This is a genomic window from Bradyrhizobium sp. LCT2, from assembly GCF_009931255.1.
Taxonomy (GTDB): domain Bacteria; phylum Pseudomonadota; class Alphaproteobacteria; order Rhizobiales; family Xanthobacteraceae; genus Bradyrhizobium; species Bradyrhizobium diazoefficiens.
This window is the reverse complement of sequence record NZ_CP034432.1, coordinates 6,753,217-6,777,710: the sequence shown is the minus strand read 5'-3', so window position 1 is coordinate 6,777,710 and position 24,494 is coordinate 6,753,217. Positions and strand designations below refer to the sequence as shown.

Annotated in this window: 22 protein-coding genes and 1 pseudogene; 5 read left to right on the top strand and 18 right to left on the bottom strand. The window is 64.9% G+C overall.

Annotated elements, in window-relative coordinates:
- Positions 1–45: 45 nt before the first annotated feature.
- The 12 genes and pseudogenes from EI171_RS32315 to EI171_RS45025 form a co-directional block, all read right to left on the bottom strand.
- Positions 46–1,419 carry a cation-efflux pump gene (locus EI171_RS32315; RefSeq protein ID WP_161535734.1) on the bottom strand — a complete coding sequence of 458 codons (1,374 nt, stop codon included), beginning with the start codon at positions 1,417–1,419 and terminating at the stop codon, positions 46–48.
- A gap of 133 nt (positions 1,420–1,552) precedes the next feature.
- Positions 1,553–2,521, bottom strand: a complete 969-nt coding sequence (locus EI171_RS32310) for a zinc-binding dehydrogenase (protein WP_161535733.1) — start codon at positions 2,519–2,521, stop codon at positions 1,553–1,555.
- Positions 2,522–2,759: 238 nt separating this feature from the next.
- Positions 2,760–3,755, bottom strand: coding sequence for a nitronate monooxygenase family protein (locus EI171_RS32305; RefSeq protein WP_161535732.1), 996 nt, complete (start codon positions 3,753–3,755; stop codon positions 2,760–2,762).
- 1,075 nt (positions 3,756–4,830) lie between these two features.
- A complete protein-coding gene (locus EI171_RS32300; RefSeq protein ID WP_028172226.1) occupies positions 4,831–5,478 on the bottom strand; it encodes a hypothetical protein in 648 nt (215 codons plus the stop codon).
- A gap of 58 nt (positions 5,479–5,536) precedes the next feature.
- Positions 5,537–5,740 carry a hypothetical protein gene (locus tag EI171_RS32295; RefSeq protein WP_018647766.1) on the bottom strand — a complete coding sequence of 68 codons (204 nt, stop codon included), beginning with the start codon at positions 5,738–5,740 and terminating at the stop codon, positions 5,537–5,539.
- Between the two features lie 178 nt (positions 5,741–5,918).
- Positions 5,919–7,325, bottom strand: coding sequence for a hypothetical protein (locus EI171_RS32290; protein WP_161535731.1), 1,407 nt, complete (start codon positions 7,323–7,325; stop codon positions 5,919–5,921).
- Positions 7,326–7,623: 298 nt separating this feature from the next.
- Positions 7,624–8,409 (bottom strand): fumarylacetoacetate hydrolase family protein, encoded by a 786-nt coding sequence (locus EI171_RS32285; protein ID WP_161535730.1) that lies wholly within the window; start codon positions 8,407–8,409, stop codon positions 7,624–7,626.
- Positions 8,409–9,428: a 2-dehydropantoate 2-reductase gene (locus tag EI171_RS32280; RefSeq protein ID WP_011085931.1), complete on the bottom strand. Its 1,020-nt coding sequence runs from the start codon at positions 9,426–9,428 to the stop codon at positions 8,409–8,411. The genes EI171_RS32285 and EI171_RS32280 overlap by 1 nt, the downstream gene beginning before the upstream one ends.
- Before the next feature lie 100 nt (positions 9,429–9,528).
- Entirely contained in the window at positions 9,529–9,957 is a 429-nt protein-coding gene (locus tag EI171_RS32275; protein WP_028172222.1) for a CBS domain-containing protein, read from the bottom strand.
- A 201-nt stretch (positions 9,958–10,158) separates the two neighbouring features.
- A pseudogene (gene oxlT / locus EI171_RS32270) lies at positions 10,159–11,480 on the bottom strand (oxalate/formate MFS antiporter).
- A gap of 249 nt (positions 11,481–11,729) precedes the next feature.
- Positions 11,730–13,016 carry an oxalate/formate MFS antiporter gene (gene oxlT / locus EI171_RS32265; protein WP_161535729.1) on the bottom strand — a complete coding sequence of 429 codons (1,287 nt, stop codon included), beginning with the start codon at positions 13,014–13,016 and terminating at the stop codon, positions 11,730–11,732.
- 247 nt (positions 13,017–13,263) lie between these two features.
- Positions 13,264–13,401 (bottom strand): hypothetical protein, encoded by a 138-nt coding sequence (locus EI171_RS45025; RefSeq protein ID WP_165448147.1) that lies wholly within the window; start codon positions 13,399–13,401, stop codon positions 13,264–13,266.
- A 344-nt stretch (positions 13,402–13,745) separates the two neighbouring features.
- On the opposite strand from EI171_RS45025, the gene EI171_RS32260 reads away from it, so the two are divergent.
- Complete coding sequence (locus EI171_RS32260; protein ID WP_161535728.1) at positions 13,746–15,077, top strand: Hsp70 family protein; 1,332 nt, start codon at positions 13,746–13,748, stop codon at positions 15,075–15,077.
- A gap of 161 nt (positions 15,078–15,238) precedes the next feature.
- Here the strand turns inward: EI171_RS32260 and EI171_RS32255 are convergent, their stop codons facing one another.
- Positions 15,239–15,682, bottom strand: coding sequence for an SRPBCC family protein (locus EI171_RS32255; RefSeq protein ID WP_060912999.1), 444 nt, complete (start codon positions 15,680–15,682; stop codon positions 15,239–15,241).
- A 266-nt stretch (positions 15,683–15,948) separates the two neighbouring features.
- The gene (locus EI171_RS32250; protein WP_028172218.1) at positions 15,949–16,146 is read right to left on the bottom strand and encodes a hypothetical protein; all 198 of its coding nucleotides are present in this window, start codon (positions 16,144–16,146) and stop codon (positions 15,949–15,951) included.
- A 366-nt stretch (positions 16,147–16,512) separates the two neighbouring features.
- Here EI171_RS32250 and EI171_RS32245 point away from each other — a divergent pair, with 366 nt between their 5' ends.
- The 3 genes from EI171_RS32245 to EI171_RS32235 all read left to right on the top strand — a co-directional run bounded on the left by EI171_RS32245 (position 16,513) and on the right by EI171_RS32235 (position 17,445).
- Positions 16,513–16,722 (top strand): cold-shock protein, encoded by a 210-nt coding sequence (locus EI171_RS32245; RefSeq protein ID WP_011085938.1) that lies wholly within the window; start codon positions 16,513–16,515, stop codon positions 16,720–16,722.
- 98 nt (positions 16,723–16,820) lie between these two features.
- A complete protein-coding gene (locus EI171_RS32240; protein ID WP_027546334.1) occupies positions 16,821–17,063 on the top strand; it encodes a hypothetical protein in 243 nt (80 codons plus the stop codon).
- Positions 17,064–17,220: 157 nt separating this feature from the next.
- Positions 17,221–17,445 (top strand): hypothetical protein, encoded by a 225-nt coding sequence (locus EI171_RS32235; RefSeq protein ID WP_011085939.1) that lies wholly within the window; start codon positions 17,221–17,223, stop codon positions 17,443–17,445.
- 42 nt (positions 17,446–17,487) lie between these two features.
- On the opposite strand, the gene EI171_RS32230 is transcribed toward EI171_RS32235, so the two are convergent.
- From EI171_RS32230 to EI171_RS32215, 4 genes are all read right to left on the bottom strand, one after another.
- Entirely contained in the window at positions 17,488–17,670 is a 183-nt protein-coding gene (locus tag EI171_RS32230) for a hypothetical protein (protein WP_028172216.1), read from the bottom strand.
- A 360-nt stretch (positions 17,671–18,030) separates the two neighbouring features.
- The gene (gene frc, locus EI171_RS32225; RefSeq protein ID WP_011085940.1) at positions 18,031–19,308 is read right to left on the bottom strand and encodes a formyl-CoA transferase; all 1,278 of its coding nucleotides are present in this window, start codon (positions 19,306–19,308) and stop codon (positions 18,031–18,033) included.
- A 65-nt stretch (positions 19,309–19,373) separates the two neighbouring features.
- Complete coding sequence (gene oxc, locus EI171_RS32220) at positions 19,374–21,107, bottom strand: oxalyl-CoA decarboxylase (RefSeq protein WP_161535727.1); 1,734 nt, start codon at positions 21,105–21,107, stop codon at positions 19,374–19,376.
- A gap of 60 nt (positions 21,108–21,167) precedes the next feature.
- Positions 21,168–21,863 carry a GntR family transcriptional regulator gene (locus EI171_RS32215; protein ID WP_161537124.1) on the bottom strand — a complete coding sequence of 232 codons (696 nt, stop codon included), beginning with the start codon at positions 21,861–21,863 and terminating at the stop codon, positions 21,168–21,170.
- A 346-nt stretch (positions 21,864–22,209) separates the two neighbouring features.
- Between EI171_RS32215 and EI171_RS32210 the strand changes: the two genes are divergently transcribed.
- Complete coding sequence (locus EI171_RS32210) at positions 22,210–24,339, top strand: acetate--CoA ligase family protein (protein WP_161535726.1); 2,130 nt, start codon at positions 22,210–22,212, stop codon at positions 24,337–24,339.
- Positions 24,340–24,494 lie beyond the last annotated feature (155 nt).

Here is a 24,494-nt window from a genome sequence, read left to right as displayed (position 1 = left end):
TGACGAGTCCGAAACGAGAACGTGTGACTCCTCGCACATTCTGCGTCACGTGCGCGGCGGCTCGGCGTGGCTGATCACGCGCTTCACGCTCGGGAACGCGCGGCGCAACGCGCGCTCGATCGCGTCGACATGCTCGTGCACCTTGATCACGCTCATCGACGGCGTGGCGCGGCAGTGGAAGTTGACGATCTCGCCGGCGTCGGTGTTGCGGACGCGCACATTGTGGATGTCGTGGATCTCGCCCTCGCCGGCGAATTCGGCCAACGCGGCGGCGATGGTCTGCACCCGTTCCGGCGCGGCATCGACGCCGAACGGCAGTTCCGGTTCCAGAGGCTCGATATGGACGTCGACCTCGACGTCGGCGCCGAACTCCTCCTGGATGTTCCGCTCCAGCGTGTTGGCGACGTCGTGGGCGGCGTCGAGCCGCATGCCGGCGTCGACCTCGAGGTCGATGCTGACGATCAGCTTGGCGCCGAGGTCGTGCACCGTGACGTGGTGGACGGCGAGGCTCGAATTGCGGGCGATCACCATGATGCGGTCGCGTACGGTCTCGTTGTCGCGGGCGACGGGGACCGGGGTGAAGGTGAGGTCGGCATCGCCGAATGCCTTGTCGACGGCGGCCTGCACCTTGCGCTTGATCTCCTCGACGCGGTCGATCGGATAGGTCCGCGGCACCTTTGCGATGGTGTCGATGAAGGTGGTCGCGCCGACCATGCGCACCCGCAGCCGCTCGACGCCGATCACGCCGGGGACGCCGCGGATCGCGGCCGTGGCCTTCTCCTGCGCGCCCTCCGGCGCGCGGTCGACCAGCGTCTGCACGGTCGAGCCGGCCATGCGCAGGCCGAGCGCCGCGATCATCACCGCGACCGCCGCGGCAGCCGCCGCGTCGCCCCACCAGAAGCCGAGAGCGGCGAGGATCAGGCCCACGATCACGGCGAAGGAGCCCATGACGTCGGAGGCGAAGTGCAGCGCGTCGGCGGCGAGCGCCTGGCTGCGCGTCTCCCGCGCGGCGCGGTGCAGGGCGCGGGCGCGCCACAGGTTGACGACGATGTCGATCACCAGCACCACGAACGGTATGGCCGAAATGGTCGGCGGCGGGGTTCCCTCGCGCAGCCGGCTGTAGGCCTCGACCAGGATGCCGCCGGCGAGCACGTAGAGCAGGGCGGTGACGCCGAGCGCGGAGATGCTCTCCAGCTTGCCGTGGCCGTAGTGATGCTCGTCGTCGGCCGGCTTGTCGGACACCCGCACCACCGCCCAGGTGATGATGGTTGCGACCAGGTCGACCGAGGAGTGCAGGGCTTCCGAGATCAGCGCGAGCGAGCCGATCGCCACGCCGACCACGAACTTCGCCGCCGCCATGCCGCCGCTGGCGAAGATCGAGATGGCCGCGACCGAGGTCTTGTTGTGCTGGGAGGTCATGGCGGGGGATTTAGCAGCCCGGCGCGGGACATCAAGCGATGATCCACAGGAGTAGTCGCTAGTGAGTTGCAGGAGCGGTCACGATGTCATTCCGGGTTCGGCTCTTCGAGCCGCCCCGGAATGACGGCCACCCTCACACCGTCACGACAATCTTCCCCAGATGCTTGTTCGCTTCCATGTGCTCGAACGCCTTGTCGATGTCGGCGAATGCAAACACCCTGTCGATCGGCAGTTGCAGCTTCCGCGATTCCACCGCACCCCAGATGTCCTTGCGGACCTCCTCGAAGATCTCGCGGACTTCCTCGATGGTGCGGGTGCGGAAGGTGACGCCGACATAGTCGATCCGGCGCGCGGCGTGCAGGTCGAAGTTGAAATCGGCATGGGTGCCGCCGAGCCGGCCGACATTGACGATACGGCCCTTGATCCTGGTGGCGGCGAGGTTCTGGTTGGCGACCTTGCCGGAGACCTGGTCGACGATGAGATCGACGCCATCGCCGTTCGTCGCCTTCAGCACCTCCTCGACCCATTTGGGATCGGACGAGTCGACGGCGAGGTCGGCGCCGTACTCCGTCAGCCGGCCGCGCCGATAGGCGTCGGTCGACGAGCCGATCACCAGCTTGGCGCCCTTGAGCTTGGCGATCTGCATCGCCATCAGGCCGACGCCGGAGCTGGCGCCCTGGATCAGCACGCTCTGGCCCGCCTGCACGCCGCCGACGGTGACGACCGCGTTGTGCATGGTCGCGAGCGCGACGGGAAGGGTGGCGGCCTCCTCGAAATTCATGTTCGAGGGCGCGCGGAACAGCCGGCCGTGATCGGCCAGCGTGTACTCGGCAAACGCCGCGCCGCCCGAGCCCATGATACGGTCGCCGACCTTCACGCCCTTGGCATCCGGTCCGAGCTCGGCGACCTCGCCGGCCCATTCCATGCCGAGTACGGTTCCGACCCCGCCCGCTGCGCCATGGGCGTGGCCCTTGCGCATGCCGGTGTCGGCACGGTTCAAGCCGCAGGCACGGACGCGGACGAGCACCTGTGTGCCCTTAGGTTTTGGTTGAGCGACGTCGGAAATCCTAGCGCCCTCAGGGCCGTAGACGTAAGCCTTCATGCATTACCTCGGAGCTCAATTGAGTTTGTAGGTGAAGAGCGGAGCCGTTCTTCGCCTCTCCCCGCTTGCGGGGAGAGGCCGACGCGCGGAACGCGCGGCGGGTGAGGGGGAGTCCCCGCGAGTCCAATTGTCACCGTCAGCGCGGAGACTCCCCCTCACCCCAACCCTCTCCCCGCAAGCGGGGCGAGGGAGCATACCTTCGGCGTGGCGGGCGTCGTGTTCAAATCACTTCAGCGAATTATTCCGCCGCTTCGCGTTGCGGCTGAACGATCATTCCCTCCAGCCGGCTTCTGATGATGGCTTGCGCTTCGGACACGATGCGGGAGACGAGCTCGGCGCAGCTCGGGATGTCGTGGATCAAGCCCTGGACCTGGCCGGCCGACCAGATGCCTTCGTCGGAGTTGCCGGTGGCATAGACCATCTTGCCGCGGGCACCGGCGACGAGCTCGCGGATGTCCTCGAACTTGGCGCCTTCCTTCTCCATGGCGACGACCTTGGTCGAGACCGCGTTCCTGGCGACGCGGGAGGTGTTGCGCATGGTGCGGAAGATCAGCTCGGTCTCGCGCTCGTCATTGGCGACGATCTTCTCCTTGATGGACTGGTGGATCGGGCTCTCCTTGGTGGCCATGAAGCGGGTGCCCATGTTGATGCCCTCGGCGCCGAGCGCCAGCGCCGCGACGAGGCCGCGCGCGTCGGCGAAGCCGCCGGAGGCGATCATCGGGATCTTGACCTTGTTGGCGGCGGCCGGGATCAGGATCAGGCCGGGCGTGTCGTCCTCGCCGGGATGGCCGGCGCATTCGAACCCGTCGATCGAGATGGCGTCGACGCCCATGCGCTCGGCCGAGAGCGCGTGGCGGACGCTGGTGCATTTGTGCACGACCTTGACGCCGTGCTTCCTGAACTCGTCGACATGCTCCTGCGGCTTGTTGCCGGCGGTCTCGACCACCGTGATGCCGCTCTCGATGATGGCGGCGCGGTATTCGGCGTAGGGTGGCGGCTTGATCGCGGGCAGGATGGTGAGGTTGACGCCGAACGGCTTGTCGGTGAGGTCGCGGCAGCGCGCGATTTCCTTGGTCAGATCCTCGGGCGTGGGCTGGGTCAGCGCCGTGATGAAGCCGAGCGCGCCGGCATTCGCAACGGCGGCGACCAGCTCGGCGCGCCCGACCCATTGCATGCCGCCCTGGACGATCGGGTGCTCGACGCCGACAAGCCTGGTGAACCGTGTCTGCAACATGATGCGTTTCCCCCGCCTGCGTGGCAGGCCCTGTTATCGATTGATGGCGGCAGGATGCCGCCGAGGTCGGCAAAAGTCTATTGCGCCGGCGTGCGGTGAGGGCGGGGCGATCATGCGGGAGGTGGGGAGATTCCGTGGGACGGATAATTGGGGGCTGCAGTATTCGTCCCGTCATGACGGTCATAAAATCAAGCTCGCGGCCGCAACTCGCTCCCATACCGCAAGGCACACCTTCGCCTTCTCGCGGCATGGTCCGCCCGAGCTCTGCTTCATCGCATTGCCCTCATCGGAACAAGGGCGCAGGGAAGGCCGGGCGCGGCTGGCACCCGCAAGTCCGTGCGCTACAAAAGATGCACACGGGGTGGACCACAGGTCTCGCCGGACGCCCGGCCTTCCCTGCGCGATGGGTTACGGCTTACTTCGTGCTCTCCCCGGGGAGCGATGCACTATTGCCCCCGTCGCCTTGCGGATGGCTGATGCACGCGGTCCGGTCGGGCCGCGCATATCACCACAAGACTTGACGCACAGACCCCGGGCGTCAGGACCACACGACTTCGCCGTCCGCGCACGTCCTCGCTGGGACTTCGAGAGCTGGCGTGTGCTCGCGCCCGAAGCCATGCGAAGACGCTGTCGGCGCCGTGTCGTTCGTGCGAGCGCGCCTTGCTCACGGTTTCCCGCCCTGCAATGCTGCCCGCGCCCGACGCCGTCGCGTCCATCGCTGCCCGGCCCGCGGTTCGTGACGATCGCGATCCGCCCCTTGTCTCGGGCCAGGGTGTTTCGTGTGTACGATAAATCCGAATTTCGGTAAAGTGGAATATATTTGCGGCGGCGGATTGACGGGCGAGGCGGGAGATTTGTGCGGGGGGTCTTGCCCGACGGGCGAGATGCCGCTCCACCCTACGCTGTCATGCCCCGGCTTGACCGGGGCATCCAGTACGCCGCGGCGTCTCCGTGTTACCGCGCCGCCTCTGGAATACTGGATTGCCCGCCTTCGCGGGCAATGACAGCGAGCGGGTGATAACGGGACCCGAATGTTCGCGAGATGTCGTAGCCCGCAAGGGCTTTGAGGCTTCGGCTACTCCGCCGACAGCCGCACCATCTGCCGGCCGCCGTTCATTTCCTTGAGGCTGTTGACGAAGTTCTCCGGGCGCTGCCAGCGGTAGGGGACCTTCAAGCCCATGAACTCGGCGATGTCGCCGATGAAGCCTGTGCAGTTGGTGGTCTCGGCGTTCCAGACCGGCGAGCTCGACTGCAATTTCTTGATGTAGGCGAACACGCGCTTGGCGTCGGCTTCGTTCAGATAGACGCGATAGCTCGCGGTCAGATATTCCGGATCGAGATCGCCGTAGCTAGCGCCGGTCTCTGACGGCACCCAGGTGAGGTGACCGAGCACGTAAGCAAGGGTGTCGCCGGCGGGCGTCAGGCCCGCGACCTCGACGGCGCGCTCGCTGGTCTTGCCGTACCAGACGAAGGCGTGGCCCCAGCTCGCCGCCGTCCGGGCGCGGAAGTCGACGTAGTAGGGGCCTTTCTCCGCACGCGCGACGGGCCGCCGCGACTGCGGCGCCGGTCGCGATGCGGTGTCGGTCGTCGCAAGCGCATTGGCGTCGGCCATGCGCTTGTTCGCTTCGTGGGCCGAGGCCGAGGGCGTCGTGCACGCGATCATCGCCGCGAGCGCGAACCCCGCAAGGATGCAGGATCCCGATCGATCAGGTTTGTTCGTCACGCTGTGCCCCCTCGACTGTCGGCCGCTTACGCAGATGCTGCGCGTATGTCGCCGTGCGTCAGTAGCGCGCCGCGACCGGGCCGGGCGCCTTGCCGATCGGGGCCTTGCCAACGGGGCTCTTGCCAATCGGCATCTTGCCGATCGGCGCCTGCTCCGCCGGATAGACAGGCACGGGCTGCCGGCGCGGCAAATCAGCAGCGTTCGCAGCCGTCACCAGAGCAAGCGTCGCACCCAGAACAAATACAATCTTCTTCACAGTCATACCCCTGAAGGTTTGGTCCAAACACGGCAGTGCCGTGCCCCCAGACACGCCTCACAGAAGGGCGGCCGAATGCGTCCAAGTTGCGGCGCGCGCGGGACATGTTGGCGGCATATGTCGGGCGCGCGGAGATATGATGTGTCTGGATGTTTCGGCAGCGTCCACGGCCGCGAGCGTTTCCTCACCCGATCCGGTTCAGGCTGTTCCTGATCGTCGAGAAGATGCCGCCGATGTCCTTGCGCAAGGCATCGAGCGCGTTGAAATTGTCGAAGATGCGGGCGAGGCGGTCTTCGACCTCGCGCTTGCTTTTCGCCAGCGCGTCGACGCGCGAGGCGAGGGGCACGCCGCCGTTCGCCTCGATCTCGCCGACGGTCCTGGCGAGGAGGTCGCGGGTGGTGCCGACTTCCGCGATCAGCGCCTCGATGCCGAACACCGGGGCCTTCAGCGGGACGAGGTCCGCCTGCGACTTCGACAAGTCCGTCTTGAAGGCGTTCAGCGTCGCCAGCGTCTCCTGCAACGCGCCGAGGCGTTGGCGCGACTGGAGGACGAAATCGTTCAGCGCGTTTTGGCGGTCGGCGAGGGTCTTGCCGTCGGGATCGGTCTCGATCTCCGCAAGCGAGCGTTCGAGCTGGGCCTGGCGCTGGCCGAGCTCCTCGAAGTCGAGGCGGATGGCCTTGAGGATGTTGAAGCTGTCGTCGATGCGGGCGAGGCGCTGCTCGATCTCGATCCTGTTCTTCGAAAGCGTCTCGACGCGGGTGCCGAGCGGCGCTTCGCCGCCGGTCTCGAGCTCGTCGATGCTCTTGGCGAGGCGGTCGTGGCTGAGGCCGAGCTCGCTGATCAGCGCGTTGATACCGGCGTCCGTCGATCGCAGCGGCATCAGCTCGGCGTGGGATTTCGCCAGATCTTCCTTGTACTGGTTCAGGGTCGCGAACGTGTCCTGGACCGTGTTCACCCGCGCGAGCAGCGCCGAGATGTCGTGCGCGATGTCCTTGAGCCGGTCGGCGAGGTTGTTCTTGCGGTCGTCGGTCTCGAGGTCGTGGAGCGACCGTTCGAGCTGGTTCTGGCGGTCGCGGATCTCGGTGAAAATCGGCTCGACCGCGCGGCGCTGCTCGGCGACCTTGCCGACCATCTCGCGCAGGCCTTGCTGGCGGCGGCGGATCTCGGCGAGCTGGTCGTGCATGTCGGTGGATTCGTTGCGGCCCTGCTGGAGCAGGGCGCGCTGCTCGGTCTCGCCCAGCTTGTCGTGAAGGGTGGAGACGGCCTCCCTCGGGTCGCTCTCGATCAGGTGCTGGACGGTGGCGTCGAGGTGGTTTTGCAGGGCGTGGGCGACGACGACGTCTTCGCGGGTCTTCTTCAGGCGGTCGCGCAGCTTGCCCAGTCGCCGATCCTGGCGCGAGAGCCGAAAGGCGGTTGCGCAGATCAGCGCCAGCGCCACGGCCAGCAGCGCGCCGGTCGCGATGCGCTGCGGCATGGGAAGGCCCGCAAACAGGGCGGGCAGGTGGGTGACGTCGTAACCGAACGCCTGCTGGGCGAAGATCGCGATGGCAGCGAGCAGGACGAACCAGGCAACCAGGAAAAACAGCCACATCGTGACTTCCTCACGCCGGCACACATTTTCGCCATGATTGCTATTGGAGAGCGGAACCGAGATCAAGGGGCGCGCGGGGGAGCGGTATGTATCCGGCCGCGCGATCCACGACTGATTGCATCAGCTGACCGGTGGAGAGCAGCATGAAGTGCCGAGTTTTCCCGAGGGGGCTGCGGCCCTTCGCTGTCATTCCGGGGCGCGACGAAGTCGCGAGCCCGGAATCCATCGGGCGGCAGAGACTGCGGATAAATGGATTCCGGGCTCGGCGCCTTGCGCCGCCCCGGAATGACGACGGGAGCTAGAGCCGAAACTCGTTGGTGAGCTCGCCGATCCCGTCGATCGCGACGGTGACCGTATTCTCCGGCTCCTTCATCACGCCGACGCCGACCGAGGTGCCGACCGCGATGAGGTCGCCGGGCAGCAGGGTCATGTCGTGGGAGATCCTGCTCACCAGCTCCTGCGCGCTGAAGATCATGTCCGAGATCGGGTAGTTCTGCCGCTCCGCGCCGTTGAGGATGGTGCGGACCACGAGCTTGGCCGGATCGAGGCCGGTCGCGATGACGGGGCCGAACGGGCCGTAATCGTCGATGCCCTTGGCGCGCGCCCATTGCGGGAAGGTGGGATCGCTGGTCAGGATGTCGTTGGCGGTGATGTCGTTGACGCAGGTGTAGCCGAAGATGAGGCTGTCGGCCTCGCCAGGCGAGACGCGGGCGCAGGTCTTGCCGATGACGATGCCGAGCTCGCCCTCATAGGTGGTCTTGCCGTCGTAATAAGAGGGGCGGCGGATCACCGCGCCGGGGGCCGCGATGCTGGTCGTGGCCTTCAGCAGGTAGAGCGGCTCCGGCGGCTCGGGCTGGTTCAGCTTGGCCGCGAGCGCGTGAAAGTTGTTCCAGAGCGCGACGATCTTGTTGGGCGCGCAGGGTGCGAGCAGCTCGACCTCCGACAGCGCCAGCGTCCTGCCGGTAGCTGCATGGCGGCCGAACATCTCGCCCTCGTGCACGCTGATGCCGGATGAGGTCAGCGTGCCGAAACCGGTCGCTCCATTATTCCGGAAGCGCAGCCATTTCCTGATCTCGCCGGTCATCACGCCACCGCCAGCGCGCGGGGATCGGTGGGCGCGGAGACACCGTCATAGAGACCGGCGATGCGGGCGCGCTGGGTCACCATCGCCAGCACCGAGTCCAGTGCGGGCGTGGAAATGCCGGTGAGACGGCCCATCTCCTGCACCACGGTGACGAGCGGGTCGATCTCCATGGGACGGCCGCGCTCGAGATCCTGCAGCATCGAGGTCTTGTGCGCGCCGACCTTGCGGGCGCCCTCGATACGGCGCTCGACATCGACGCGAAATTTGACGCCGAACGTCTCGGCGATGCCTTGCGTCTCCACCATGATCGCGCGCGACAGCGCGCGTGTGGCCGGATCGGTGCAGATCACGTCGAGCGTCGCGTGCGTGAGCGCGCTGATCGGGTTGAAGCAGACATTGCCCCAGAGTTTCAGCCAGATCTCGTCGCGGATGCGGTCGAGCACCGGCGCCTTCAGCCCGGCTGCGACGAAGAGATCGGCGAGACGCTGCACGTCGCCAGTGATCTCGCCGGAGGGCTCGCCGAGCGGGAAATTGTTGCCGTAGACGTGGCGGATCACGCCGGGCGCCTCGATCTCGGTGGCGGGATAGACGATGCAGCCGATGGCGCGCTCGGCGCCGATCTCGCGCCATTGCCGCCCGCCGGGGTCGATGCTCTCCAGCGTCGAATTCTCGTATTTGCCGCCGTGCTTGTAGAAGTACCAATAGGGGATGCCGTTGACCGCGGTGACGATGCGGGTGTGCGGGCCCAAGAGCGGCTGCATCTTCTCGATCACGCCGGTGATCGAATGCGCCTTGAGCGTGATGATGATGTAGTCCTGCACGCCGAGCTCGGCGGGATCGTCGGTGCAGCGCGGATGCACGGTGTGCGTCTCGTCGCCCGCGAGAAGCGTCAGGCCGCGCTCGCGCATCGCGGCGAGATGCGCGCCGCGTGCGACCAGGCTGACGTCGGCGCCGGCGCGCGCCAGCTGAACCCCGAGATATCCGCCGATTGCGCCGGCGCCGTAGATGCAGATCTTCATGAAATCCTCGCGGGTGACCGGATTTTGGGACGAAGGATCCGGTCCGGCGCGGAGGGATCCGAGCCGGGGCCGGTAGTCGCAGGGGAAGGGTCGTGGCGCTTTAAGCTGCTGCTTGCGGCGTGCCGTTGATCGCCTCGTCAACGGCAGCGGCGATGTCGCGCATGCTGATGACGGAGATGAGGCTGTAATCGTCGATCACGGGCAGGTGGCGGATGTGATGACGGTTCATCAGATGCCGCACGTGCTCGATCGTATCGCTCGAGGTGCAGGAGACGAGCTGCTGCACCGACACGAGCTGCGAGACCTTGACGTTGATGGCATTGGCGCCGTGCTCGGCGACGGCGCGCACCACGTCGCGCTCGGTGAACATGCCGACCGCGGTGTTGCCCTCGGAGCGGACCACGTCCTTCACCACGAGGGCGCTGATGTTGTTGGCGCGCATCAGCTTGGCGGCGATACCCACCGTTTCGTTCATTCGCACCGTGACAACGCGCGGCGTCTTCTTGCGCAGAATGTCTCCGACCAGCATTGCAACCTCCCTAGGTGAATGACGAGGTAAGTGTGGTATACATAATGCCAATCGTCAAGCGCTGGATTTGGCGGATCCGAAAAATCTTGCGACAGCATTATTGACGTTTGCGGTGCCTCCGGCCTCGGCCAAAAAACCTTGGCCAAAAAGAAAGGGGCGCATTCTGCGCCCCTTTTTCAACCGTGCAAAGTGTGTGGCTTGTCACGCCGTCTCGGTCTTGGCGTCGCCCGTTGCAGGGCTTGCGCTCTCGGCTTCCTTGCCGAGGATGAAGGAGCGGCGCAGCGGCTTGATCACGAACAGCGCCGTCAGCGCCGCCGTCGCGTTCAAGGCGACCGCGACCACGAACACGGCCTTCCAGCCGTACGTTGCCGAGATCACGCTTGCGAGCGGAACGAGCAGGGAGGCGGTGCCCTTCGCGGTGTAGAGCATGCCGTTGTTGGTGGTCGCGAACTTCGAGCCGAAAGTGTCGCCGCAGGTCGCGGGGAACAGCGAGTAGATCTCGCCGAACACGCCGAAGTAAATGGCGGTCGCGAGCACGAACACGATCGGAACGTGGCCGTAGGCTGACAGCGTCAGCAGCATCACCGCGGCGGTGCCGAAGGCGATGAACATGGTGTGCTCGCGGCCGATCGTGTCGGAGACCCAGCCGAAGAACGGACGTCCGAACCCGTCGAAGATGCGGTCGAGCGAGATCGCGAAGGTCAGCGCCGCCATCTGGAAGCCGGCGAGCGTCACAGGCGTGTCGGCGATCTTGAAGTCGTGTGCGATCGGGCCGATCTGGGCCGCGGTCATCAGGCCGCCGGAAGCGACCATGACGAAGACGAGGTACATCACCCAGAAAATAGGGTGCGCAGCACTTGCGGCGGGGTGAAGTCGATCTTGGTCTGCGGCAGGTTGAGCTGCTTCTTCTTCGGCGGGATCGAGATCCGCGGCGGCTGGATGAAGAAGGCGAGCACGAAGACGATCAGGCCCTGGCCGATGCCGAAGGTGAAGAACGCGCTCTGATAGCCGCTAGCGGCGATCATGGTCGCGATCGGCACGATGGTGAGCGCGGCGCCCGCGCCGAAGCCGGCGGCCGTCGCGCCGGCGGCGAGGCCGCGGCGGTCGGGAAACCATTTCAGCGCGTTGCCGACGCAGGTGCCGTAGACGGCGCCCGCGCCCATGCCGCCGACGATCGCGGCCGCATAGAGCAGGGTGAGCGAGTCGGCGTAGGAGTTGAGCACCCAGGACAGCGCGATCATCACGCCGCCGAACATGATGACGATGCGGGGGCCGTACTTGTCGACGAACCAGGCCTCGACCGGCACCAGCCAGGTTTCGGTGACGACGAAGATGGTGAAAGCGAGCTGGATCGCGGCGCGTCCCCAATGGTGGGCCGCATCGATCGGATCGACGAACAGCGTCCAGCCATATTGCAGGTTGGCGATCATCGCCATGCAGACGATGCCCATGGCAAGCTGGAACCAACGGAAACCTGTGCGAAGAGGCGCGGCCGTGACGGCGCCGTCCGTGCTGGAAATCATCAAGAACCTCCCAACGCGCTTGTCTGGTCGACACCGGTTGCCAAGATGACCTGATGTCGCAAATATTGTGGCTTATCGTCGCAAGCGCGGCCCGAAGCTTGGTATACCATATCCCAGAATGCAAGCCCAATCTTGGCTTGCCCGTTACAAAACGGCAGTTCCATTCGGACACGGGTTCCGAATCCTCAAAACGAAAACGCCCGGCCATGAGGCCGGGCGTCCCGTCGGAATGAAGTGTGGTGAAGCGCGTCAGACCGTGGACTTCGCCACCACGACCTTGCGCCAGGGCTTGAGCACCGCGATCGCCAGCGCCGAGGCCATGATGTTGGCGCCGGCTGCGATGATGAACACGCTGTCCCAGGTCCCCGACGACTGCTGCATGTAATTGGCGATCGGAACCAGCAGCGCGGCCGTGCCCTTTGCGGTGTAGAGCAGGCCCGCATTGGTGGTCGCGAACTTGGCGCCGAACGTGTCGGTGCAGGTCGAGGGGAACAGCGAGTAGATCTCACCCCAGGCGAAGAACACGAAGCCCGAGAGCAGCACGAACCAGATGGGATCGTGGCCCCAGAGGTAGAGCATCCAGATGCCAACACCTTCCATGCCGAAGGCGATGAACATCGTGTTCTCGCGGCCGATCATGTCGGAGATCCAGCCAAAGAACGGACGCGTCAGGCCGTTGAGCACGCGGTCGATCGTGGCTGCGAAGGTCACCGCGGTCATCGTCACCGCCATCAGCGTCACCGGAACGCTGTCGACCTTCCAGTCAACCGCGATGGGCTTCAAATTGGCCGTCACCATCAGGCCGCCGGCACCAACGATCACGAACATGAAGTACATCAGCCAGAAGATCGGCTGACGCAGCACCTCGGTCGGCTGGTAGTTGCGACGCGTCTGCACCAACGCGGCGTTCGCCACGACGACTGGCACCTGGCCAGGCTTCGGCGCCAGCAGGAAGAAGGCGAGGATGCAGATGATGAGGCCTTGCCCGAGGCCGAAATACAGGAAGGTGGTCTGGAAGCCGCTGTCCTTGATCATGGCCTGGATCGGCGCGACCGTCAGCGCGGAGCCTGCACCGAAGCCGGCCGCCGTGATGCCCGCAGCGAGACCGCGCTTGTCGGGAAACCATTTCAGCGCGTTGCCGACGCAGGTGCCATAGACGCCGCCGGCGCCGATGCCTGCGATGATCATGCCGAGATAGTAGCCGTTGAGCGAGGTGGCCTGTGCGTTGATCGCCCAGCCCATGGCGCAGAGCACGCCGCCGACCAGCACGACGATGCGCGGACCGTATTTGTCGACGAACCAGCCTTCGACCGGCACCAGCCAGGTCTCGAACAGGACGAAGAGGGTAAAGGCCCATTGGATCGACGCGCGATCCCAGCCGAACTTTTTCTGGATGTCGGGGACGAAGAACGTCCAGCCATATTGATAGTTGGCGATCATCACCATCGCCGCTACACCGATCGCCAATTGCGCCCAGCGATACGTGTCGCTAACGCGCGCGGTTGTAGGGGCCGTTGCCTGCACCATGTCCGTCATAAAGCCTCCCGTGGCGCCTCTAATTTTTCTGCGAGCGCTGGAGAGGCATTCTTGTATTCATTATGCCAAGGTTCAAGCGCTGGTCCGGTCACCGTGCGCAAATGCCGCAGGACCCTTCTCCGGCCGCGGCAGTGACTCAGGACAGCACAAGTAGAAATGGCCCCGTCCTGCGGGGCCATTCATCAAAAGTAGCATGTCGGCACCTGTGAAACCGGCGTGCGGCTCCCGCGGCGCAGGAAGCGCGCGCTTACAGGCCGAAACGCGGCAGGTCGCCGTTGTGATTCGAGATCTCGGCGCTGGCCATCAGGAAGCGGTCGACCGCGGCCATGAAACGCGCGAACAGGGTGGAGGAGGGGGCGAGAGCGACGGAAGCGGTCTTGGACATCGGAATTCCTTTCTTGAGACGGTCAGTAGCGCTGTCTCATTTCGAAAGGGAATTTATGTATACCAGATGCCAATGTCCATGCATGCCATTGCATAGCAGCATGCATCATCCCGCATTGCAGCATAATGCTCCGTTAAAGGGGCCGTACCGGGCCTAAAATTGCTGGAAGGGCGGTCGAAACGAGCTGCCGGCTCCGAAATGCCCCAGTTTGCCGCCGCAACTGGCACAAACGGTCGCCCCACGGGCACGAATTCCGGCGGGGGCAAGCCGCGGGCCGGGTCTTGGCACGGCAAGTCAAAGCCGCTAGTGGTCTGCCCCCTTCCAATCATCTGTCAGAGTGGTTCATGTCGAGCGCCTCGCCCGCCGTCTCGATCGGCATCGATTTTGGGACCAGCAATACGGTCGTCGCCCTCGCGGCGGACGACCGCCGGGTCGAGGCCATCCGCTTCGATCACGGCGGACAGCGACACAGCGTCTTTGTGTCGGCCCTGTGCTTCTGGGAGGACCGGCCGGGAGCCGGCGCCCAGGCCGAGGGCGGCCCGTGGGCGATCGAGCAGTTTCTCGAAGGACGCCACGTCTACCGCTTCCTCCAGTCGTTCAAGACCTTCGCCGCGAGCAGCAGCTTCAACACCACCCAGGTGTTCCGGCAGCGCTACAAGTTCGAGGATATTCTGGCGGCGTTCCTGCGGACGCTGGCGCGCCATGGCGGCGACCGGTTCGGCTTCGAGACGTCAACGATCACGGTCGGCCGTCCCGTGCGCTTCGCCGGCGGCAATCCCGACGAGGCGCTGGCGATGCAGCGCTACCGGGCCGCGTTCGAGCGCCTGGGCGCCGGCCACGCGCGCTATGTCTACGAGCCCGTGGGCGCCGCGTTCTCCTTCGCCCGCCGCCTGGAGCGCGATGCCACCGTATTGGTCGCGGATTTCGGCGGCGGTACCAGCGACTTCTCCGTGATGCGCTTCTCGCGCAAAGGCGGCGCCTTGCGCGCCGAGCCGCTCGGTCATGCCGGCATCGGCATTGCGGGCGATACGTTCGATTACCGCATCGTCGACCACGTCGTCTCGCCGCGGCTCGGCAAGGGCTCCAGCTTCCGCTCGTTCGACAAGGTGCTCCCGGTTCCCAGCGGCCACTACACCAACCTCGCGCGTTGGCATCAGCTCGCGATGATGAAGAGCAACGGCGATCTGCGCGAGCTCCGCGAGCTTGCGCGCAGCGCGCTGAAGCCGGAGCTGCTCGAGGATTTCATCACCATCGTCGATCTCGACCTCGGCTTTTCGCTGTACCGCGCGGTGTCGAACGCCAAGGTCGCGCTGTCGGCGCAGGATCAGGTGGACTTCCGTTTCAAGGGCGGCGGCGTCGATATCGGCTCGACCATCACGCGGAAGAATTTTGAATCCTGGATTGCCGACGATATCGCCAGGTTGGGGGCGACCGTCGACAAGGTGCTGGGCGAAGCCCGCATCACCGCGCGCGAGGTGGAGAAGGTGTTTCTGACCGGCGGCACATCGTTCGTCCCCGCCGTCCGAAAGCTGTTCGCCGACCGGTTCGGCAACGAGCGGCTGATGTCCGGCGACCAGTTCGAGTCGATCGCCTACGGCCTCGCGCTGATCGGACACAGTCCAGATCCCGATCGCTGGACCGCAGACGGTGGGCTGGCGCCGAAGGCGGGCGGGTAGGGCACCCTCTCGGCCTTCATGGTTCGAGACGCGCCGTGAGGCGGCGCTCCTCACCATGAGGGACTAAGACTTCGCCGCGAAGCACGACCTCATCCTGAGGAGCCCGCCAAAGCGGGCGTCTCGAAGGATCGGCCGCAAGGAAGCTCCCCACCCAGTCATTGCTATTGCTTGATGTCGGGCTCGACGAGCTTCGCGAGATTCCGTAGCGATTCCTGCCAGCCGAGATAGCAGGCTTCGGGCGGGATGAGGTCCGGAATGCCGGCCTGCGTGATGTCCACCTCGGTGCCGACCGAGACTTTCTTCAGCAGCACGGTCACCTGAATTTCGCCGGGCAGATTGGGGTCGTCGAACTTGTCGGTGTAGCGTAGGCGTTCGCCGGGGACGAGCTCGAGATATTCGCCGCCGAAGGCGTGGCTGTTGCCCGTCGTAAAGTTCCGAAACGACATCTTGAACGTGCCCCCGACCCTCGGCTCGAAATGATGCACGGTGCAGGTGAAGCCGTTCGGCGGAAGCCATTTTGCCAGCGCATCGGCCTCGAGGAAGGCGCGATAGACTTTCTCGGGGCTGGTCGTGAGAACGCGGTGCAGGCGGACAGTGCTGGGCATGTTCATTCATCCTCTTGCATTGGCGGGCGCGACATCAACGTCTGTTGCCCGTTCATGATACGAGGACGAGCAAGACGTCGTCGACCCGACAGGACATCCGATTTTTTTTGAGGGGGGCTGGCCGTATGTTCCCCACGCGGCGATATCCTGCGGCGTTGCCGCAATTCTGCCTACGCATCTGCACTGACGTTCCGGCGGGATTCGACCGGGCGGCTTTTCATCGCGGCGAATTGACCAGCTCTATCCCCCGCCCCGATATCGCTGTGTTACGTCGGCGCCCTCAGGCCCGGAGAGCTGAGCCACGCGTCGATCTGGATGGCCGTCTCGTCCTGCCGCACCCTTCGCAGCAGCATCTCGCGGCGCCGGCCGGGAGGGAGTAAGCGGGCTTCGTCGCGCAGACGGCCGACCTCATTGACGAGCCGCTGTTTCAGAGTTTGACTTTGTTTGAAGCGACGCCGTTCCATGACAATGCTCCCCTTGTTCGGATGGGGGCGGGAGCGCAACTGGCGTTCTCATCACCGGTAGAAGCCACGGGCCGGGCGGTGATGAGAAAGCATACCCACAAATCAGTGGCGTGTATGTCTACTAAGACACGTTGTTCGCCCGGAAGTGTCGCGAGCTTCAACCGTTCCGCCGGCGCGGGCGCGCAATTAAATCCGGTCCAAGCCTTGTAACTGACCGTGATGGGGTATAGCCTGTCGCCATTCGTTCAGCCGCTGTGCCTTGTTGAATGCGCCCGCGGGCTCCTTTTTCCAGAGACATCGACGAATTGAATCGATTCTGCGTGAGCGTCACGCGGGTTACGCGCATGCGCGCTTTGGAGAAGAACAATGCCGACAGGTACAGTGAAGTGGTTTAACGGCCAGAAGGGCTTTGGATTCATTCAGCCCGACGACGGCGGCAACGACGTGTTCGTTCACGTCAGCGCGGTCGAGCGGGCTGGTCTTTCGGGTCTCGCCGAGGGCCAAAAGGTCAACTTCGAGGCCAAGACCGATAAGATGCGGGGCAAGGTCAGCGCTGAGAATCTCTCGCTGGCCTAAGCTCTCCAGTGCCGTTTCACGGATGTACTGAAACGGCCATGCGACCCGCTCGATCCCTGGATTGAGCGGGTTTTGTCCGTTGCCAACTAGGGTGGAAGATGAGCGCCAGGAAATCGGCAGAACCTTCGCCCGCAGGCATCGCGCGTTCCAACCGCCAACGCCTGGCGGCTGAAGAGGGCGCGCGCGCGATGGCGGATGCCGAACGGCAGTCCGCCGAACTCCGCAAGAACATGGCGCGGCTACGCGAGTTGCGGGAGGCCAAGGAAGCGGCCGACGCGGATATTCGCGCGTCGTTGCCGGCGCCTGTGCCGAAGAAGCGCGCGCGGAAATCGCCGCGCTAGAGCGTTTTCGAGCGAAATGGGTACCGGTTCGCGGCAGGAAAACGCGTCAAAACAAGAATCTAGAGCCCCGTTCCGATTCCATCGGAACGGGAAAGGCTCTAGTCGGGCTCGATAGCGCCGACGATCATTTCCGAGAGGGCCGGTCACATGCCAAAGAGTGCGGATCGTGCCTAGGATCAAGCCGGATGGCGGCGGCACAATCACCTTTTTCCTCGCGCTTGGCGCGGGTCGTCAGATGTGCCGGCTTGCCACCACGTTTCAGACGCAGAAACAGGCCTTCAGCTATCTTCAGAAGTACCGGACCGAGTTCGAGCGTATCGCGCGGATACGGCTGGCGTCCGGCGAACTTGAAGACGGGATCGTCGTGCTCTCGATGCTATAGGCCAAGCGCGCGCCGAACGTGACGCGCCCCTTCAGTCGCTCCCTATTCGGAGCGGTCACTCGGCTTGGTCTCGCGGGCCAATCGCTCCGCCTTCAGACGCTCACGGTTCTCGTTGAGGGCGTGCTGGTCCTTCGCATAGTCGCTCATCGGCTTGTGCGTGTTGGCGGGCTTGAACGCCTTGTTGGCTTCACGCTTGGCGCGATCAGAGGATTGATGTCTCAACATATCGACCTCGTTTGATCAACGGGCGTGGTCCCGGCAAGTGCTGGACGCGACGCCTCCCGCTCGCAAGCTGAGATGGGTCGACTTGTCACCCTCGGGACGAGGAGGACAATTCTTCAGCGTTGGGCAGGTATTCTGCGAGGCGCCTGGTCACTCGCTGTGGAGGCGGCTCGCTCGCATTTCCGGGAGCGCGCCGGCAAAAGAATAACGGCCGGCCCCCGCATTTGTTCCCCCGGACCCATCCTCAATTCGGTGTCGGCTGGTTCATCGCAGCAAGCGTACCGATTGTGGGATGCAGTCCGTCTCGCCACCAACAAAAAGGCCGCCGAAACCGGCGGCCTTTCGTGTCTCTGGTCGAACCGCTTACTCGGCGGCCTGCTTCTGCGGCGGGGCGAGCGCGCCGGACTTGTGGATGTCGGCGACCTGGTGATCCGAGAAGCCGAGCACGCTGCGCAGGATCTCGTCGGTGTGCTCGCCGAGCAGCGGGGAGCGCTGCACGTCGCTCGGGCTATCCGACAGCTTGATCGGGTTGCCGACCGAGATGTACTTGCCGCGGGTGGGGTGGTCGACCTCGACCACGGTGCCGGTCGCGCGCAGCGACTGGTCCTCGGCGATCTCCTTCATCGACAGGATCGGGCCGCAGGGGATGTCGTCCTTGTTGAGGATCTCCATCGCCTCGAACTTGGTCTTGGTCATCGTCCACTGCTCGATGCGGGCGAAGATCTCGTTCAGCCGCGGCAGGCGGGCCGCCGGCTTGGCGTAGTTCGGATCGGTCTTCCAGGTCGGCTCGCCGATCACGTCGCAGATCTTCTCCCAGACCGGCGCCTGGGTGATGAAGTAGATGTAGGCGTTGGGATCGGTCTCCCAGCCCTTGCACTTCAGGATGCGACCGGGCTGGCCGCCACCGGAGTCGTTGCCGGCGCGCGGCACGGCATCGCCGAACGGAATGCCTTCGCCGAACTGGCTGTATTCCCTAAGCGGGCCGTGGGCGAGGCGCTGCTGGTCGCGCAGCTTGACGCGGGCGAGGTTGAGCACGCCGTCCTGCATCGCGGCGGTGACGCGCTGGCCCTTGCCCGAATGCGTGCGCTGATAGAGCGCGGTGACGATGCCGAGCGCCAGATGCAGGCCGGTGCCGGAATCGCCGATCTGCGCGCCGGTCACGAGCGGCAGGCCGTCGCGGAAGCCGGTGGTGGAGGCGGCGCCGCCGGTGCACTGCGCGACGTTCTCATAGACCTTGCAGTCCTCGTACGGTCCGGGACCGAAGCCCTTGATCGAGGCGACGATCATCTTCGGATTGATCTGCTGGATCTTCTCCCAGGGGAAGCCCATGCGGTCGAGCACGCCGGGGCCGAAGTTTTCGACCAGCACGTCGCACTTCTTGATCAGCTCGGTGAGGACTTCCTTGCCCTTGGGGTTCTTGGTGTCGAGCGTGATCGAACGCTTGTTGTGGTTCAGCATGGTGAAATACAGGCTGTCCACGTTCGGGATGTCCTGCAACTGGCCGCGGGTGATGTCACCCACGCCCGGGCGTTCAACCTTGATCACGTCGGCGCCGAACCAGGCGAGCAGCTGCGTGCAGGTCGGTCCGGACTGGACGTGGGTGAAGTCGAGAATGCGAACGCCCGTGAGCGCTTTGGTCATCGTATTGCTCCGTATACTCTGTCTGCCCCTGCACCCGCAGGGAGTAATGGGTTGAAGGGGAGGACTTACTTCTTCTTCTGCAGGACGCTCTGCGGATTGAGGTTGCCGATGCGGCCGCTCTCCGAGCCTGCGGCCGGATCGATCACCGCGTTGATGAGCGTCGGCTTGCGTGAAGCCATCGCCTCGTTGACGGCGCGCTTGAGCTCGTCGGGCGAGGTGGCATTCACGCCGACGCCGCCGAAGGCTTCCATCATCTTGTCGTAGCGCGCGCCCTTGACGAACACGGTCGTCGCGGGATCCGCGTTGACGCTGTTGACGTCGGTGCCGCGATAGATGCCGTCATTGTTGAAGATGACGACGCAGATCGGAAGGTTGTAGCGGCAGATGGTCTCGACCTCCATGCCGGAGAAGCCGAATGCGCTGTCGCCTTCCACCGCGAGCACGGGGTGGCCGGTCTCCAGCGCGGCCGCAATCGCCTGGCCCATGCCGATGCCCATCACGCCCCAGGTGCCGACGTCGAGACGCTTGCGCGGCTTGTACATGTCGATGACGCCGCGGGCGAGGTCGAGCGTGTTGGCGCCCTCGTTGACGAGGATCGCCTCGGGGTGATCCTTGATGACGTTCTTCAGCACGCCGAGCGCGCCGTGATAGTCCATCGGCGACTTGTTGTTCATGAGCTTCGGCGCCATCTTGGCGACGTTCTCTTCGCGCTTGGATGAAATCGCCTTGGTCCAGTCGGCGGGCGGGGCGGTCCAGCCCGAAGCCATCGCCTGGTTGAAGGCGGAGACGACCGAGCCGATGTCGCCGACGACGGGCGCGACGATCTCGACGTTGGAGTCCATTTCCCTGGGCTCGATATCGATCTGGATGAACTTCTTGGGCGCTTCGCCCCAGCTCTTGCCCTTGCCGTGCGAGAGCAGCCAGTTCAACCGCGCGCCGATCAGCATGACGACGTCGGATTCCTTCAGCACCGTCGAGCGAGCCGCGCCGGCGCACTGCGGATGCGTGTCGGGAAGGAGGCCCTTGGCCATGCTCATCGGCAGGAACGGTACGCCGCTCTTCTCGACGAAGCTCTTGATCTCCTCATCGGCCTGCGCGTAGGCCGCGCCCTTGCCGAGGATGATGAGCGGACGCTTTGCGCTCTTGAGCACGTCGAGCGCGCGCTTGACCGACGCGGGCGAGGGGATCTGCGCGGGTGCTGCGTCGATCACCTTGACCAGCGACTTCTGGCCGGCCTCGGCGTTCATCACCTGGCCGAACAGCTTGGCCGGCAGGTCGAGATAGACGCCGCCCGGACGGCCCGAGACCGCGGCGCGGATGGCGCGGGCGAAGCCGATGCCGATGTCCTGGGCGTGCAGCACGCGATAGGCCGCCTTGCACAGCGGCTTCGCAATCGCGAGCTGGTCCATTTCCTCGTAGTCGCCCTGCTGGAGGTCGACGATCTCGCGCTCCGAGGAGCCCGAGACCAGGATCATCGGGTAGCAGTTGGTGGTCGCGTGCGCGAGCGCGGTGAGACCGTTGAGGAAGCCGGGCGCGGAGACCGTGAGGCAGACGCCGGGCTTCTTGGTGAGGTAGCCGGCAATGCCCGCGGCATAGCCGGCGTTCTGCTCGTGGCGGAAGGAGATCACGCGAATGCCGGCGGCCTGCGCCATGCGGCCCAAGTCCGTGATCGGGATGCCCGGCACATTATAGATGGTGTTGATGCCGTTCAGCTTGAGCGCGTCGATGACGAGATGGAAGCCATCCGTCAATTCCTGCTCGGTGCCCGGTGCCTCGGACTTGGTCGCGGTGTTCAGCATGGGCCTTGTCTCCCTGGTCTCAATACTGGGGCGAATGTTTCGCCCTTCTGGTGAACGTTGCTAGGTAAAGAGTTCCTGACCGTGCGCTTCGACGTAAGCGGCAAGGCCAAGGGTGTGGTCGCGGGCGCGCTTCTCGGCGAGCTCGGTGTCGCGCGCTTCCAGTGCTTCGATCATGCCGAGATGCTCGGGCAGCGAGGTCGCGGTGCGGTCCTTGCGTCCGATGGTCAGCTGCCGGTAGCCGCGCACGTGCAGCAGCAGGTCGTTGGTGAGATCGACCAGCACGGGGGATTCCGACAGCGAGATCAGCGCCTGGTGGAAGGCGATGTTGGCGCGCGAATATTCCTCGACGTGGTCCTCGGGCAGGCGGTCTTTGCCGAAGTCCTTGAAGAAGTCGCGCAGCGCCGTGATGTCTTTCTTGCGCGCGGTGGTGGTGATGAGGCGGGCCGCCATGCTCTCCAGCGCCGCCCAGGCGCGGATCATGTCGACGATCTCGCTCTTGGTCCGGCGCACCACCATGATGCCGCGGCGCGGAACCGTCTTCACGAATCCGTCCTGCTCGAGCATCGCGATCGCTTCGCGGATCGGTGTGCGGCTGACACCCAGGCGCTCGGACAGCGCGCGCTCGTCGAGCATCACCGGCTCGGGCGTCGAGTAGATGTCCATCTTGAGGATGGCTTCCTTCAAGGCGTCATACGCCTTGTTCTTGAAGCTGCTCTCCGGGGCAATACGAACGATTGCGATATCTGCCTCGGCCATGTTCGGCAACGCCTTGGTTGGTTTCCGCAGTGACACGACGAATCTCCTCCAGTGGGAGTCGTCTTTTACAGGATTATTAACGGGAAAGTTTTTGGCATACCACATGCCAGAATGTCAAGCTGCCTATTTTTTGCGGCGTTCCAGGAGGCGCCGCAGCTTGACAAATTGGCTTCTGGCATACCAAATGCCATCGCCAGCCATTTTTGATCCAAGCGGGCGGAGTAATCTCGGGCTTTATGCCACTCCGTTCCGCCGCATGGAACAGAGCGCGGCGAATGGCAAGCATCACGGGCAGCCGCAATACGCGCGCTTTGCAAAGAACGAACTAGGTCAAGGGAGAAGCCACATGTCCAATTCCAAAGATGCCGTCCGCAAGGTGCTCGACCAGGTCAAGGCGGACAACCGCACCAGCCTGACGGCGCCGGAAGGCAAGCTGGTCTGCGACGCCTACGGCATTCCGGTGCCGAAGGAGGGCGTGGCAAGGTCGGCAGGCGAGGCCGGCAAGATGGCCGCCTCGATGGGCTTCCCAGTGGTGATGAAGATCGTCTCGCCGGACATTCTCCACAAGACCGAAGCCGGCGGCGTCATCGTCGGCCTCAAGACGGCGGAGGATGCCGAGAAGGCCTACGAGACCATTCTCGGCAACGCCAAGAAGTACAAAGCCGATGCCAAGATCGAGGGCGTCCAGGTGCAGCAGATGCTGGCCGGCGGCACCGAGGTCATCGTCGGCTCGATCACCGACGGCTCGTTCGGCAAGCTGGTCGCCTTCGGCCTCGGCGGCGTGCTGGTCGAAGTGCTGAAGGACATCACCTTCCGCCTCGCGCCCGCGACCAAGGAAGACGCGCTCTCGATGCTCGACGGCATCCAGGCCCACGAGATCCTGAAGGGCGTGCGCGGCGGCGAGGCGGTGAACCGCACGGCGCTCGCCGACGTCATCGTCAAGGTCTCGCAGCTCGTCACCGATTTCCCTGAAATCGTCGAGCTCGACCTCAATCCGGTGTTCGCGACGGCGAAGAGCGCGATCGCCGCCGACGTGCGTATCGTCGTCGACTTCGCCTATGTGCCCAAGCCGAAGCCGCGCCCGACCGAAGAGATCGTAGCTGCCATGAGCCGCATCATGCAGCCGAAGGCGGTCGCCGTGGTCGGCGCCTCCGCCGAGGACGGCAAGATCGGCAACTCCGTGATGAAGAACCTCATCAACGGCGGCTACAAGGGCGACATCTATCCGATCCATCCCAAGGCCACCGAGATCCTCGGCTACAAGGCCTACAAGAGTGTCAAGGACGTGCCGGGTGTGATCGACACGGCGGTGTTCGCGATTCCCGCGAAGTTCGTGGCTGCTGCGCTGACCGAATGCGGCGAGAAGAAAATTCCGGGTGCGGTGCTGATCCCGTCGGGCTTCGCCGAGGCCGGCGCGCCGGAGCTGCAGGCCGAGATCGTCGAGGTCGGCAAGAAGTACGACATCCGCCTGATGGGGCCGAACATCTACGGCTTCTACTATACGCCGGCCAATCTCTGCGCGACCTTCTGCACCGCCTACGACGTCAAGGGCCACGCGGCGCTGTCGTCGCAGTCGGGCGGCATCGGCATGGCCATCATCGGCTTCTCGCGCTCGGCCAAGATGGGCGTCTCGGCGATCGTCGGCCTCGGCAACAAGTCGGATATCGACGAGGACGATCTGCTCGCCTTCTTCGAGCAGGATCCCAACACCAACCTGATCGCGCAGCACTGCGAGGACCTCAAGGACGGCCGTGCCTTCGCGGAAGCCGCCAAGCGCGTCTCCAAGAAGAAGCCGGTCGTCGTGCTCAAGGCCGGCCGCACCTCGGCCGGCGCCAAGGCGGCGTCCTCGCACACCGGCGCGCTCGCCGGTAACGACAAGATCTACGAGGACGTCCTGGCGCAGTCCGGCGTGATCCGCGCCCGCAGCTTGCGCCAGCTGCTCGAATTCGCCCGCGGCGTGCCGGTGCTGCCGACGCCGAAGGGCGAGAACGTGCTGATCATCACCGGTGCGGGCGGCTCGGGCGTGCTGCTGTCGGACTCCTGCGTCGACAACGGCCTGTCGCTGATGTCGATGCCGCCGGATCTGGATGCGGCCTTCCGCAAGTTCATCCCGCCGTTCGGCGCGGCCGGAAATCCTGTGGATATCACCGGTGGCGAGCCGCCGATCACCTACGTCAACACGGTGAAGCTCGGCCTGTCGGACGAGCGCATCCATTCGCTGATCCTCGGCTACTGGCACACCATCGTCACCCCGCCGATGGTGTTCGCCCGCAACATGGTCGAGGTGAAGAAGGAGATGGAAGCCAAGGGCTTCGTGAAGCCGATTGTGGCCTCGCTCGCCGGCGACGTCGAGGTCGAGGAAGCCGCCGAATATCTCTACCAGAACGGCATCCCGGCCTACGCCTATTCGACCGAACTGCCGGTCGAGGTCCTGGGTGCCAAGTACAAGTGGGCGCGCGGGGCAGGGCTGCTCTGAGCGTTATCTCTGACGTCATCCCGGGGCGACGCGACGGGACCGCGCAAGCGCGGCCCGGAGCATCGAACCCGGGATCTCGAGATTCCGGGTCTGGTACGCCAGGCCCGCGCTGCGCGCAGTCCCGGCGCACCATCCCGGAATGACGGATGCACAAG

Coding starts and splice junctions, on each gene's coding strand:
- EI171_RS32315 (WP_161535734.1), bottom strand. CDS start 1,419: ATGACCTCCCAGCACAACAAGACCTCGGTCGCGGCCATCTCGATCTTC.
- EI171_RS32310 (WP_161535733.1), bottom strand. CDS start 2,521: ATGAAGGCTTACGTCTACGGCCCTGAGGGCGCTAGGATTTCCGACGTC.
- EI171_RS32305 (WP_161535732.1), bottom strand. CDS start 3,755: ATGTTGCAGACACGGTTCACCAGGCTTGTCGGCGTCGAGCACCCGATC.
- EI171_RS32295 (WP_018647766.1), bottom strand. CDS start 5,740: ATGACTGTGAAGAAGATTGTATTTGTTCTGGGTGCGACGCTTGCTCTG.
- EI171_RS32290 (WP_161535731.1), bottom strand. CDS start 7,325: ATGTGGCTGTTTTTCCTGGTTGCCTGGTTCGTCCTGCTCGCTGCCATC.
- EI171_RS32285 (WP_161535730.1), bottom strand. CDS start 8,409: ATGACCGGCGAGATCAGGAAATGGCTGCGCTTCCGGAATAATGGAGCG.
- EI171_RS32280 (WP_011085931.1), bottom strand. CDS start 9,428: ATGAAGATCTGCATCTACGGCGCCGGCGCAATCGGCGGATATCTCGGG.
- EI171_RS32275 (WP_028172222.1), bottom strand. CDS start 9,957: ATGCTGGTCGGAGACATTCTGCGCAAGAAGACGCCGCGCGTTGTCACG.
- oxlT (WP_161535729.1), bottom strand. CDS start 13,016: ATGACGGACATGGTGCAGGCAACGGCCCCTACAACCGCGCGCGTTAGC.
- EI171_RS45025 (WP_165448147.1), bottom strand. CDS start 13,401: ATGTCCAAGACCGCTTCCGTCGCTCTCGCCCCCTCCTCCACCCTGTTC.
- EI171_RS32260 (WP_161535728.1), top strand. CDS start 13,746: ATGTCGAGCGCCTCGCCCGCCGTCTCGATCGGCATCGATTTTGGGACC.
- EI171_RS32255 (WP_060912999.1), bottom strand. CDS start 15,682: ATGCCCAGCACTGTCCGCCTGCACCGCGTTCTCACGACCAGCCCCGAG.
- EI171_RS32250 (WP_028172218.1), bottom strand. CDS start 16,146: ATGGAACGGCGTCGCTTCAAACAAAGTCAAACTCTGAAACAGCGGCTC.
- EI171_RS32245 (WP_011085938.1), top strand. CDS start 16,513: ATGCCGACAGGTACAGTGAAGTGGTTTAACGGCCAGAAGGGCTTTGGA.
- EI171_RS32240 (WP_027546334.1), top strand. CDS start 16,821: ATGAGCGCCAGGAAATCGGCAGAACCTTCGCCCGCAGGCATCGCGCGT.
- EI171_RS32230 (WP_028172216.1), bottom strand. CDS start 17,670: ATGTTGAGACATCAATCCTCTGATCGCGCCAAGCGTGAAGCCAACAAG.
- frc (WP_011085940.1), bottom strand. CDS start 19,308: ATGACCAAAGCGCTCACGGGCGTTCGCATTCTCGACTTCACCCACGTC.
- oxc (WP_161535727.1), bottom strand. CDS start 21,107: ATGCTGAACACCGCGACCAAGTCCGAGGCACCGGGCACCGAGCAGGAA.
- EI171_RS32215 (WP_161537124.1), bottom strand. CDS start 21,863: ATGGCCGAGGCAGATATCGCAATCGTTCGTATTGCCCCGGAGAGCAGC.
- EI171_RS32210 (WP_161535726.1), top strand. CDS start 22,210: ATGTCCAATTCCAAAGATGCCGTCCGCAAGGTGCTCGACCAGGTCAAG.